At 60.4% G+C, this 12823-nt stretch carries 11 protein-coding genes; 6 read left to right on the top strand and 5 right to left on the bottom strand.

Annotated features, from left to right (window positions below; translation table 11 throughout):
- Positions 1-27: 27 nt before the first annotated feature.
- Positions 28-495, top strand: coding sequence for a TlpA disulfide reductase family protein (locus AC1RPZ_RS21430; RefSeq protein ID WP_493139206.1), 468 nt, complete (start codon positions 28-30; stop codon positions 493-495).
- 181 nt (positions 496-676) lie between these two features.
- Here the strand turns inward: AC1RPZ_RS21430 and AC1RPZ_RS21425 are convergent, their stop codons facing one another.
- From AC1RPZ_RS21425 to AC1RPZ_RS21410, 4 genes are all read right to left on the bottom strand, one after another.
- A complete protein-coding gene (locus tag AC1RPZ_RS21425) occupies positions 677-1081 on the bottom strand; it encodes an META domain-containing protein (RefSeq protein WP_493139203.1) in 405 nt (134 codons plus the stop codon).
- Positions 1081-1515: a hypothetical protein gene (locus AC1RPZ_RS21420; RefSeq protein WP_493139200.1), complete on the bottom strand. Its 435-nt coding sequence runs from the start codon at positions 1513-1515 to the stop codon at positions 1081-1083. Before AC1RPZ_RS21420 ends, AC1RPZ_RS21425 begins: the two co-directional genes overlap by 1 nt.
- Positions 1516-1596: 81 nt before the next feature.
- Positions 1597-2586, bottom strand: coding sequence for a 2-hydroxyacid dehydrogenase (locus AC1RPZ_RS21415; RefSeq protein WP_493139198.1), 990 nt, complete (start codon positions 2584-2586; stop codon positions 1597-1599).
- A gap of 66 nt (positions 2587-2652) precedes the next feature.
- Positions 2653-5403 (bottom strand): response regulator, encoded by a 2751-nt coding sequence (locus AC1RPZ_RS21410; protein ID WP_493139197.1) that lies wholly within the window; start codon positions 5401-5403, stop codon positions 2653-2655.
- Positions 5404-5781: 378 nt separating this feature from the next.
- Between AC1RPZ_RS21410 and cysM the strand changes: the two genes are divergently transcribed.
- From cysM to AC1RPZ_RS21385, 5 genes are all read left to right on the top strand, one after another.
- Positions 5782-6684 carry a cysteine synthase CysM gene (cysM, locus tag AC1RPZ_RS21405; RefSeq protein WP_493139195.1) on the top strand — a complete coding sequence of 301 codons (903 nt, stop codon included), beginning with the start codon at positions 5782-5784 and terminating at the stop codon, positions 6682-6684.
- Positions 6684-8036 (top strand): 23S rRNA (uracil(1939)-C(5))-methyltransferase RlmD, encoded by a 1353-nt coding sequence (gene rlmD, locus AC1RPZ_RS21400; protein ID WP_493139194.1) that lies wholly within the window; start codon positions 6684-6686, stop codon positions 8034-8036. Before cysM ends, rlmD begins: the two co-directional genes overlap by 1 nt.
- Before the next feature lie 123 nt (positions 8037-8159).
- On the top strand, positions 8160-10403 hold the full coding sequence (gene relA / locus AC1RPZ_RS21395) for a GTP diphosphokinase (RefSeq protein ID WP_493139192.1): 2244 nt from the start codon (positions 8160-8162) through the stop codon (positions 10401-10403).
- Positions 10404-10557: 154 nt separating this feature from the next.
- On the top strand, positions 10558-11391 hold the full coding sequence (gene mazG, locus AC1RPZ_RS21390; RefSeq protein ID WP_493139191.1) for a nucleoside triphosphate pyrophosphohydrolase: 834 nt from the start codon (positions 10558-10560) through the stop codon (positions 11389-11391).
- Between the two features lie 25 nt (positions 11392-11416).
- A complete protein-coding gene (locus AC1RPZ_RS21385) occupies positions 11417-11956 on the top strand; it encodes a DUF2058 domain-containing protein (protein WP_493139189.1) in 540 nt (179 codons plus the stop codon).
- Between the two features lie 148 nt (positions 11957-12104).
- Here the strand turns inward: AC1RPZ_RS21385 and AC1RPZ_RS21380 are convergent, their stop codons facing one another.
- Positions 12105-12818: a DUF3108 domain-containing protein gene (locus AC1RPZ_RS21380; protein ID WP_493139188.1), complete on the bottom strand. Its 714-nt coding sequence runs from the start codon at positions 12816-12818 to the stop codon at positions 12105-12107.
- Positions 12819-12823 lie beyond the last annotated feature (5 nt).

The raw sequence follows: 12823 nt of genomic DNA, 5'->3' as shown, positions 1-12823 counted from the left end.
CCTATTTTTTTGAGTAAGGATGACCCCATGACAAGGCGACTGACAGCAGCATTGGCCCTCTTCGCAACCTTGCTGCTTGGCGGCTGTGGCTATGACTACGGCACCGATCAACTGGGACAGAAAGTGGCGTCCGGGCGCCTGGACGGCCAATGGTTTGTGCTCAATTACTGGGCCGAGTGGTGTGGCCCGTGTCGTACCGAGATACCTGAGCTCAACGCCTTGGCCGATCAACTGAAGGGTCAGAAAGTCAACGTGTTCGGGGTGAACTTCGACAACGTGCAGGGCGAAGACCTCAAGAGCGCCAGTGAAAAACTCGGGATCAAGTTCACCGTGCTGGCACAGGATCCGGCGGACCGCTTCGAATTGCCGCATAGCGAGGCGCTGCCAGTGACCTACATCATCGATGACAAGGGCAAGGTGCGTGAGCAGTTGATGGGAGAGCAGACGGCGGCGGGGGTGATGGCGAAGCTTGCGGCGTTGCAGGCGAAGAACTGACGGCGGGCCGAGCGCCCACCTGTGGCGAGGGGGGCAAGCCCCAATGCCATTCAGTTATGGGCAATCCCTGTGGGAGCGAGCCTGCTCGCGATAGCGTTGGGTCAGTCAACATTGATGTTGAATGTAATGCCGTCATCGCGAGCAGGCTCGCTCCCACAGGAACGGTGTTCGCCGAGGGGGGTTAACCCTCTTCAAGCCACCAGCGCAGCGGCTTGCCTTCAGCAGGCCAGAAGCGCATTTGCTCGATTGGCGAGATGTCCCAGCGTTGCACGGTTTCCAGCACTTGCAGGAAGCGTTTTTCCTGTTCCATCAAGGCCGGGGCGCACATTTTGCGGGTGCTGCCGACTTTACCGAAACTCAGCTTGTCGCCGTCCAGAGTGTAGGGCGCGAACCAGTGGTTGCAGCCACCATTGCCATAAGCCCGACCGTCCTCACCCAAGGTGATGGTCAGATGGCTGTAGTCAATCAGCGGACGTTCGCCGATCCACTCCAGAACATAGCTGCGATCCTGTTGCAATTGCACCGGTTCAGCGGCGCAACCCAACAGGCCAACACCCACCATCGCGGCCAGAACAAGGTGTTTCATTACGCGGGCTCCTGGCATTTCGGGCACAGGTGCTTCTCGAGGGCGGTGGTCCAGCCCAGTTCGGCAATCCGTGCAGTGGCGGCCGGTTTTTCGGCCTTGTTGCCCAGCTTGGCGTCGACCGCGAACTCGAATTTAAGCTCTTTGGCGCAGCTGTCGCAGTTCACTTGCCAGTTGTGGATCGCCAGTTCACCAAACACCGGACCACTGGCCACCGCCACCCATTGGCCCATGGGCTTGAGCAGGTGACGAACGTTTTCAACGGTCAGGCGCATGGACAAGTCCTTGCTGCCTTTGAGGGTGACCAACAACACGTCGTCGGCGCGGATCGAGCCGCCGTTGCCGGTGACTTGATAACGCCCCGGCGTCAACGCGCGGCATTCGGTCAAGGTGTGTTGCGGGTTCATCAGGCTGTAGCGGAAATCGTGTTCGACCATGGGTCCTCCAAATATGCGCGGTATGCTAGCACGCGAAAGAATCAGGCATGGTCCATGGTTGCGACCTTCGATCAGGCCAAATCAGTTTTCGACCTGATTGTGCGGTGTGCCAGCGGCCCAATCGGTGATGTTCTGCAAGGTGGTCGTGGCGATTGCGGCCAACGCTTCATGGGTCAGGAAAGCCTGGTGCGCGGTGACGATCACGTTGGGGAAGGTCAACAGCCGCGCCAACACATCGTCCTGCAACGGCAGATCGGAGCGATCCTCGAAGAACAGCTGTGCTTCTTCTTCATAGACATCCAGCCCCAAATACCCTAGCTGACCGCTTTTCAGTGCACCGATCAGCGCAGGCGTGTCGACGAGCCCGCCACGCCCGGTGTTGATCAGCATGGTGCCGGGTTGCAGATGCGCCAGCGACTGGCTGTTGATCAGGTGTTTGCTCTCGGAGGTCAGCGGGCAGTGCAGGCTGATGATCTGCGCCTCGGCCAACAGCTCCGGCAATGGCAGATAACGGACACCGAGGGCCTGGACGTGAGGATTAGGGTAAGGGTCATAGGCCAGCAGCTTGCAGCCAAACCCGGCCATGATTTTCGCGAAGGCGGCGCCGATCTGGCCGGTGCCGACCACGCCGACGGTCTTGCCGAACAGGTCGAAACCCGTCAGCCCGTGCAGGCTGAAATCGCCTTCGCGGGTCCGGTTGTAGGCGCGGTAAAGGCGTCGGTTCAGTGCCAGGATCAACGCCACCGCGTGCTCGGCCACGGCGTGGGGCGAGTAGGCCGGTACGCGGACGATGCTCAAACCCAGGCGTTTCGCGCAAGCCAGGTCAACGTGGTTGTAACCGGCCGAGCGCAGAGCTATCAGGCGCGTACCGCCAGCGGCCAGTCGTTCAAGCACCGGCGCACTCAGGTCGTCATTGATAAAGGCGCAGACCACTTCATGCCGCTCGGCCAGCGCCGCCGTGTCCAGACTCAGGCGCGCGGGCTGGAAGTGCAACTCGATACCGGCGGGCACTTTGGCTGCGAGAAAACTCTCGCGGTCGTACGTCTGGCTGCTGAAGAGAATTGTGCGCATGGCGTCGTCCTTGTGCTTGAGTGCGTTGAGTTTAACCCTCAACGCCTGCCGCGCCATTGCGCTGGGTCAAGCGCCAATACGCGCTTGCGAGGCCAGGCGGTTGATCGCCCGCTCAAGCTCTTCCAGTGCCACGATGGCTTTGGGGTCTTGTTGCTTGAGCAGGGTTTCACTGCGCTGACAGGCCGCACGCAACTGCGGAACGCCGCAATAGCGTGTCGCCCCGTGCAGGCGGTGGACCCGTTCGATCAGGGCATTCTGGTCATTGCTTTCACGAGCGACGCGAATCGCCTCGCGATCAGCTTCCAGTGAGGCCAGCAACATCGCCAGCATGTCGGCCGCCAAGTCGGCTTTGCCGGCCGCCAGGCGCAGGCCTTCATCGGGATCGAGCACCAGCAGGTCGCTGTTGTTGCCATAAACGTCGGCCCGCTCCGGACCGTGGTTACGCAGGGCCAGCCCGGTCCACTTCAACACCACCTGCGCCAGTTGGCGTTCGCTGATCGGTTTGGTCAGGTAATCGTCCATGCCGCTTTGCAGCAAGGCGCGTTTTTCGTTGGCCATGGCGTGTGCGGTGAGGGCGACGATCGGCAGCGGCGTGCAATGCCGTTCGCTTTCCCATTGGCGAATCGCTTCGGTGCTCTGTCGTCCGTCCATACCCGGCATCTGCACGTCCATCAGCACCAGATCGAAGGCTTCGGTCTGCACGGCCTTGACCGCTGCGTAACCGCTTTCGACTGCCAGTACCTTGGCACCCATGTCTTCGAGCAGTGTTTGCACCAGCAGCAGATTGGCGGGGTTGTCGTCGACGCAGAGCACTTTGGGCGCGCGGCTGGAAATTGGTTCGCCCGGTTCATTGCGTAACTGACGCGGGTTGACCAGGTCCGCCAGCGCGCGGCGCAACTTGCGGGTGCAGGCCGGTTTGGCCTGCAACTGGCTGTGAGGGTTGGGCACCGAGAGATGGAACAGCGTCTGCTCGGTGGTCGGGCACAGCACCAGCACTTTGCAACCCAGGTGTTCGAGGTCCCAGATATGCTGATTCAGCCGCTCCGGCGGCATGTCGTTGGAGGTGATGCCGAGCACGGCAAGGTCGATTGCCTGCTCGGTCTGGTGCGCGCCGGTGACGCCATTGGTCAGGCTTTCGAGGGTGTTGAACGGGGTCACTTCAAGACCACAGTCTTCCAGTTGATGCTGCAAGGCCTGACGTGCCAGCTCGTGGTTTTCCAGCACCGCAACGCGGCGCCCGAGCAACGGCGGCGAGGGCAGGTCTTCGGCGTCGTCGCGGGTTTTCGGCAGGCTCAGGCTGACCCAGAATTCCGAGCCTTCTCCCGGCGTGCTGTCGACGCCAATCTCGCCGCCCATCTGCTCGATCAATCGCTTGGAAATCACCAGTCCCAGACCTGTACCGCCCGGTTGCCGCGACAACGAGTTGTCGGCCTGGCTGAAGGCCTGAAACAACGCACGCACGTCCTGATTCGACAGGCCGATGCCGGTGTCCTGAATGCTGATGCGCAGTTGCACGCTGTCTTCGTGTTCTTCTTCAAGCATGGCGCGGGCGACGATGGTGCCTTCGCGGGTGAACTTGATCGCGTTACTCACAAGGTTGGTGAGGATCTGCTTGAGCCGCAGCGGGTCGCCAACCAGTGACAGCGGGGTGTCGCGGTACACCAGGCTGACCAGTTCGAGCTGTTTGGCGTGGGCGGCCGGGGCGAGGATGGTCAGGGTGTCCTGGAGCAGATCGCGCAGGTTGAACGGAATGCTGTCGAGTACCAGTTTGCCGGCCTCGATTTTCGAGAAGTCGAGAATCTCGTTGATGATCCCCAGCAGGCTGTCGGCGGATTTTTCGATGGTGCCCAGGTAGTCGAGCTGACGCGGCGTCAGTTCGCTTTTTTGCAGCAAATGGGTGAAACCGAGGATGCCGTTGAGCGGCGTGCGAATCTCGTGGCTCATGTTGGCGAGGAACTCGGACTTGATCCGGCTCGCCTCCAGGGCTTCCTTGCGCGCCAGGTCCAGCTCGATGTTCTGGATCTCGATGGTTTCCAGATTCTGCCGGACGTCTTCGGTGGCTTGATCGATGCTGTGCTGCAATTCTTCCTGGGCATTTTGCAGGGTGCTGGCCATGCGGTTGATACCCGAGGCCAACTCGTCCAGCTCCTGGCTGCCGAGCGGTGGCAGGCGGGTTTCGAGATGACCGTCCTTGAGTTGCGCCACGGCCTGTTTTATCAGGTTGAGCGGTGAATTGATGGTGCGCCCCATACGCAATGCCAGCAGCGCAGTGCCGGCCAGACCTGCGGCGATTAACAGCACGCTGGCGAACAGGCTGCGGTAACCGCGCAGCAACATGCCATTGTGGGAGAGTTCCAGTTCGACCCAGCCCAGCAAACGATCGGACTCATCAGGGATCAGCTCGCCGGCCAGGTTGCGATGTTTGCCGAACACCGGCAACAGGTAACGGGTGGCGTCGCTGCCGGTGCGTTGCAACATGTGAGTGCTGTCGCCGGTGGGCGGCTGGTTGAGCATCAGCGGGCCGGCGTGCGCCAGTTGCGTGCGGTCCGGCGCCAGGAACGACACGGCGCGCACGTCCGGTTGCTCCAGTGACTGGGTCGCGATGCGTTCCAGCAGGTCGTCATTCTTGTGGCCCATGGCCGGGGCGACCAAAGGTGCCAGTTGTTCGGCGATCATTTCGCCGCGTTGCAGAAGTTGGGTTTGCAGATCGGACTGTTGCATCCAGGTGAAATAGCCGCCCAGAACCAAGGCCATCAGGCTGGTCGGCAACAAGGTCAACAACATGACGCGACCTTTGATCCCCAGTTTTTTCAGCACGTCACTCTCCTGCTATCACGCTGTTTATAGATGGCCTGCGCGTGCATCCGGCACGCGCTACCCGCGCAGTGTAGCGATTTGCTTGCGGGCAATCTCGGCAAATTACCCAGCGCTTTGTGACGGTTTAAAGGTCTCGGGTGCCTGCGACGAAAGCGGCTGGCCCGCCGAGCAACTGCAATGCGCAGTGGATGCTTCGTGCCGGGAGAGTGAGCCTCGCCGATCCCCTGTGGGCGCGAGCTTGCTCGCGAAGAGGCCCTTCCATCCAGTACAAGCAATGGCTTATTCCTATAAGCCATAAGCCCCATACTTTGCGTGATATGGCCTGCGCACGTTTGCCGGTATGATGGGCATCCCCGCAGTCTGGATTGCGAATACGCCATGACCTTGCAGTACCCAACCATCGCCGATTGCGTCGGCAACACTCCGCTGGTTCGTTTGCAGCGCCTGCCTGGCGCCACCAGCAACACCCTGCTGCTCAAGCTCGAGGGTAATAACCCGGCGGGTTCGGTCAAGGACCGTCCGGCGCTGTCGATGATTACCCGTGCCGAGCTGCGTGGACAGATCCATGCTGGCGATACGCTGATCGAGGCGACCTCCGGCAACACCGGGATTGCCTTGGCCATGGCTGCGGCGATCAAGGGTTACAAGATGATCCTGATCATGCCCGACAACTCCAGCGCCGAGCGCAAGGCCGCGATGACCGCTTATGGCGCCGAGCTGATTCTGGTGACTCAGGAAGAGGGCATGGAGGGGGCTCGCGACCTCGCCGAACGGATGCAGGCCGACGGCCGTGGCAAGGTGCTCGATCAGTTCGCCAACGGCGACAACCCCGAGGCGCACTACACCGGCACCGGCCCGGAAATCTGGCGCCAGACACAGGGCACCATCACCCACTTCATCAGCTCCATGGGTACCACGGGCACCATCATGGGTGTCTCGCGCTACCTGAAAGAACAGAATCCGGCCGTGCAGATCGTTGGTTTGCAGCCGATGGAAGGCTCGGCGATTCCGGGTATCCGTCGCTGGCCGAAGGAATACCTGCCAAAGATCTATCAAGCCGATCGGGTTGACCGGATCGTCGACATGGCCCAAAGCGAAGCCGAAGACGTGACCCGTCGACTGGCGCGCGAAGAAGGCATCTTCTGTGGCGTGTCCTCGGGCGGTGCTGTAGCAGCGATGCTGCGCCTGTCCAGGGAAGTTGAAAACGCGGTGATGGTCGCGATCATTTGTGACCGTGGCGACCGTTACTTGTCGACCGGCATTTTCGACGCGCCCAACTGATGGCCAAGCAAGAGAGAGGTTTGCGCTTCCAACCCACTGGCGGCAGCAAGGCCCCGCAAGTCCCGACTGGCAAAAAGCAGCGTTTGACCATCGAACGCCTGGCCAATGACGGTCGCGGTATCGCGTTTTTCGAAGGTCGTACCTGGTTTGTCATCGGTGCTTTGGCCGGTGAAGAAGTCGAGGCGCGAGTCCTGGGTGCCCACGGCAAAGTCGTCGAGGCGCGCACCGAGCGCGTCTTTGTGGCCAATGAGTTGCGTCGCCCGGCACCGTGCGCCCATGCCGGGCGCTGCGGTGGTTGCAGCGTGCAGCATTTGCCCCACAACGACCAGCTCGCCCTGAAACAGCGCATGCTCGCCGAGCAGTTGTCGCGGGTGGCCGGTGTCGAACCCGAACAGTGGGCTGCTCCTTTGAGTGGTCCTGAGTTCGCCTACCGGCGTCGCGCCCGAGTGGCGGTGCGTTGGGATGTGAAAGCGAAAAAACTCGAAGTGGGTTTTCGCGCAGCCGGCAGTCAGGACATCGTCGGTATCAACGATTGCCCGGTACTGGTACAGCCCTTGCAACCGATCATGAGCCGCTTGGCGGAAATGCTTCGGCGTTTGAGCAAACCTCAGGCGTTGGGGCATGTGGAATTGTTCGCCGGTTCATCTCTGGCGCTGTTGCTGCGGCACATGGCGCCATTGTCTGAAAACGACCTGAACATTCTCAAGGCATTCTGCGCATTCCATGACGCCCAATTGTGGCTGCATGGCGAAGGTGAGCCGCAACCGGTCGACGCTGAACAGGCGCTGGGTTACCGACTTGAACAATGGAATCTTGAACTGGCGTATCGCCCGGGTGACTTCATTCAGGTGAACGCCGGGGTCAACGAGGCGATGGTCGCTCAGGCACTGGAGTGGCTGAAACCTGCGGCTGACGAGCGCGTGCTCGATCTGTTCTGCGGTTTGGGTAACTTTGCCTTGCCGTTGGCGCAGAAGGTCCGTGAAGTGGTGGCGGTGGAAGGCGTGCAGGCCATGGTCGAGCGCGCTGCCGCGAATGCCGCTAGCAATAATCTGCATAACGCGAAGTTTTTTCAGGCCGATTTATCCCAGCCTTTGGCTGATGCCGAATGGGCCAGCGAGGGCTTTTCTGCGGTACTCTTGGACCCACCGCGCGACGGTGCTTTCGAGGTGGTGCGCACGCTCGCATCCCTGGGCGCCAAGCGGTTGGTTTATGTGTCGTGCAACCCGGCGACTTTGGCGCGCGACACGGTCGAATTGATCAAGCAGGGCTACCGGTTAAAACGTGCCGGGATCCTCGATATGTTTCCTCAGACGGCACATGTCGAGGCCATGGCGTTATTTGAAGCGAGCTAGGATGGCTCGTCTGGTCCGACTAGACCTCCCATGCATCAGTCGCGTCAGCCCAGTGAGGGCGCGTGGGCAGCGAAGGTCAGCGATTTGACGCATTGAATCTGCGTCGTAGGGAAGGTAAGCAAGATGGTACAGGTGAGAGCACACCAGCCGATCAACACCGACGGCAGTATCAATCTCGAGGCTTGGCTCGATCATGCGGTCAGTGTCGATCAGGCACTGGATCGCGAAGCCTTGAAAGAGGCCTGCGAGTTCGCTCGTCAGACCGAACAGCAAGACAATGCGGCGAAGAATCTCTGGTCCGAAGGTACGTCGAGTTTTCGTACGGGCCTTGAGATCGCGGAGATTCTCGCCGACCTCAAGCTCGATCAGGACTCGCTGGTCGCGGCGATTCTTTACCGTGGCGTACGCGAAGGTCATATCCAGTTGCCGGCCGTCAGCCAGCGCTTCGGTCCGGTGGTTGCCAAACTGATCGATGGCGTGCAGCGCATGGCGGCGATCAGCGCGAGTCTGAGCCCGCGCCAGTCGTTGGTGCTGGGCTCTCAGGCTCAGGTGGAAAACCTGCGCAAGATGCTCGTGGCCATGGTCGACGACGTCCGCGTCGCGCTGATCAAACTGGCCGAGCGCACCTGTGCGATCCGTGCGGTGAAAACCGCCGATGATGAAAAGCGCAACCGGGTCGCCCGGGAAGTCTTCGACATCTACGCGCCGCTGGCTCACCGCCTCGGCATCGGTCATATCAAATGGGAGCTGGAGGACTTGTCCTTCCGTTACCTGGAGCCGGACCAATACAAGCAGATCGCCAAGTTGCTGCACGAGCGGCGCCTTGATCGCGAGCGGTTCATCAGCGATGTGATGAGCCAGCTGAAAAACGAATTGCAGGCCACCGGCGTCGATGCCGACATCAGCGGCCGGGCCAAACACATTTATTCGATCTGGCGAAAAATGCAGCGCAAGGGGCTGGAATTCAGCCAGATCTACGACGTGCGTGCGGTGCGCGTGCTGGTGCCGGAAATGCGCGATTGCTACACCGCGCTGGGCATCGTCCACACCTTGTGGCGGCACATCCCGAAAGAATTCGACGACTACATCGCCAACCCGAAAGAGAACGGCTACCGTTCCTTGCACACAGCGGTTATCGGCCCTGAAGGCAAGGTGCTGGAAGTGCAGATCCGCACCCACGCGATGCACGAAGAGGCCGAGCTGGGCGTTTGCGCGCACTGGCGCTACAAGGGCACCGACGTCAAATCCGGTTCCAATCACTACGAAGAGAAAATCTCCTGGCTGCGTCAGGTGCTCGAGTGGCACGAAGAGCTGGGGGATATCGGTGGTCTGGCGGAACAGCTGCGGGTCGATATCGAGCCGGATCGGGTGTACATCTTCACCCCCGACGGTCACGCGATCGACTTGCCAAAAGGCGCAACACCGCTGGACTTCGCCTACCGCGTGCACACCGAAATCGGTCACAACTGCCGGGGCGCGAAGATCAACGGGCGGATCGTCCCGCTCAACTACAGCCTGCAGACCGGTGAGCAGGTCGAGATCATCACCAGCAAACACGGCACGCCGAGCCGTGACTGGCTGAACCCGAACCTGGGCTACATCACTACCTCGCGGGCGCGGGCGAAGATCGTTCACTGGTTCAAATTGCAGGCACGCGACCAGAACGTCGCGGCCGGTAAAACCCTGCTCGAACGCGAACTCAATCGCCTCGGTCTGCCGCAGGTGGATTTCGACAAGCTGGCCGAAAAGGCCAACATGAAAACCGCCGAGGACATGTTTGCCGCGTTAGGTGCCGGCGATTTGCGTCTGGCGCAACTGGTCAACCTGGCACAGCAACTGGTCGAGCCGGAACGCGGCAACGAACAGCTGGAGCTGATCCCGCGCAAAGCCACCGGCTACAAGCCCGGCAAGCGCGGCGATATCCAGATCCAGGGCGTCGGCAACCTGATGACCCAGATGGCCGGCTGCTGCCAGCCGTTGCCGGGCGATGCGATCGTCGGTTACATCACTCAGGGGCGTGGCGTCAGCATCCACCGTCAGGACTGCGCCTCGGTGCTGCAACTGGCCGGGCGCGAGCCTGAGCGGATCATCCAGGTCAGCTGGGGGCCGGTGCCGGTGTTGACCTATCCGGTGGACATCATCATTCGTGCCTACGATCGTTCCGGTCTGCTGCGTGACGTGTCGCAAGTGCTGCTCAATGAGCGGATCAACGTGCTGGCGGTCAACACCCGCTCGAACAAAGAGGACAACACGGCGTTGATGTCCCTGACCATCGAGATTCCGGGGCTGGATGCATTGGGGCGGTTGTTGGGGCGTATTTCCCAATTGCCGAACATCATCGAAACCCGGCGTAACCGCACCCCATGATGATAATCGATGTGGGAGCTGCTTTATGTGGGAGCGAGCTTGCTCCGGGCGGCGATCCGACGATGGCGGTTGTCCAGTCAACAGTTATGCTGGATGTGCCGGCCCTATCGCGAGCAAGCTCGCTCCCACATGGGTTTTGTGAAGAGATTGATAGATGTATTCACTTCAAGACTTGCTTCATCTGATGAACCGGCTGCGCGACCCGCAGTTCGGCTGCCCATGGGATATCAAGCAAACCTGGCAGACCATCGTCCCGCATACCCTGGAAGAAGCGTACGAGGTGGCCGACGCCATCGAGCGCGGCGACTTCGATCACTTGCAGGGTGAGTTGGGCGATCTGCTGTTCCAGGTGGTGTATTACAGCCAACTGGCGCGGGAGGAGGGACGTTTCGAGTTCGACGGTGTGGTGGACAGCATCACCCGCAAACTGATTCGTCGTCATCCTCACGTATTCCCGACCGGTGATCTGTACGCGCCGCTGGATATCCCGCGGCTCAGTGAAGAGCAGGTCAAGCAGCGTTGGGAAGAGATCAAGGCCGAGGAGCGGGCCGAGAAGTCCCAGGCCCCTGAACAGTTGTCCTTGCTTGATGATGTACCCGCGGCGCTGCCGGCGCTGTCGCGTTCGGCCAAGCTGCAAAAGCGTGCGGGGCAGGTGGGTTTTGACTGGCCGGACGCGTTGCCGGTGCTCGATAAGGTCCGCGAAGAGCTCGATGAAGTGCTCGAAGCCATGGCGGATAACGACTCGGCGGCCATCAGTGATGAAGTCGGCGATCTGCTGTTTTCCGTGGTCAATCTGGCGCGTCATCTGAAGGTCGATCCAGAAACCGCATTGCGCGGCGCCAACAGCAAGTTTGAAAGACGGTTCCGATTTATCGAACAGGCATTGCGCGACACCCGTCGTCCCATAGAAGATTGCACCCTCGAAGAGTTGGACGCCTTGTGGGGCGAAGCCAAACGTCAGGAAAAGAATTTGCCCAGCTGCGGCTGAGCTGTTGCCTAAGTGAGTAAGCACCATGAGCCTTTCCCTACGCGACCAGTTGCTCAAAGCAGGGCTGGTCAACCAAAAGCAGGCCAAGCAGGTCGGCAAAGACAAACAGAAGCAGCAACGGCTGGTCCATAAAGGTCAGATCGAGCTCGATGATTCCCAGCAGCGTGCGGCCCAGGAGGCCATGGCCGAGAAGGTCAAGCGCGATCAGGAACTCAATCGTCAGCAGCAGGAGAAAGCCGAGCAGAAGGCCCGCGCCGCGCAGGTCAAGCAATTGATCGAAGTCTCGCGCTTGCCGAAACTGACCACCGAGGACTACTACAACTTCGTTGACGACAAGAAGGTCAAGCGCATCTCCGTCAACACCTTGATGCGCAACAAGCTCAGCAGCGGCTCCCTGGCGATCGTGCATCACGCCGGCGGCTACGAAGTGATCCCTCGTGAGGCGGCGCTGAAGATCCAGGAGCGCGATCCACAGCGCATCGTGCAACTGAACACCCAGACCGAAGAAGTCGATGCGGACGATCCGTACGCGGCCTATCAGATCCCTGATGATCTGATGTGGTAAACACCGCGGCTTAATAACCACAAGCCCCGCTCATTGGCGGGGTTTGTGGTTTGTGGGCGCTGCGGCAGGCTGCGATCTTTTTGGGCCACGACCCATCTCAAGACGAAAAAAAGCCCCGCATTCGCGAGGCTTCTTCATTTCGATCTGCTTAGCTGCCTTTGACAGCCTTGCCGTCAACCGTACCGTCGAGGAGCATGATGTTGTACTCCTTGCCGTCGGTCTCGACCTGGCGCAGGGCTACCAGGATGTAGCCCCAGTCCTTGGCGAACCACATTTCGGTGATGCGCTTGTTCTGTGTCGGGTCGCGAACACGTTCGACCTTGATCGCATCGACCGAACCCGCTTTGGTCTGGACTTTTTCCTGGCCAATTACGCGGAAGTCATAGGTGTCGGTGTCTTCACCTTCGACCACTTGGTAGCTCATGCTTTTTTTGCCGGCTGCCACATCACGCTGCAGGGCCAGTTGGTAGGTGGACTTGTCCAGCATACCGGTGTTGAGCGGTACCTTGACCGGATCACCGCGATCAGTGCCGGTGACCATCTTGTTGGTCCAGTCGAAGTCCAGATTGACCTTCTTGGCTTTGCCCAGACCGCCGCGTTCAAAGCTATATGACTGGGGCAGCAAAGCGTCCTTGTCCAGCTTCAGGGTGCTTTCCTCGGTCAGACTGGCAACCAGCATGGAGGCCTTGAAATTCAGGGTCCAGGAGCCGTTGGCATTTTTCGACAGGCTGCGTTCGGCCGAACCGCTCATCGGGAGCTGCTTCCAGTCGGCGGTGTAGCTGGCGGAGAACGGTTGAAGGTCTGCCGCCTGCGCAAGGGGCAGGGCGAACAGAGCACAAGCGAAGAGCAAGGCGCGACGCATAAAAT

The organism is Pseudomonas sp. GW822-FHT02D10 (genome assembly GCF_058802345.1).
Note: the sequence above shows the minus strand (reverse complement) of the source record. Positions and strands in the feature narration are given on the sequence as shown.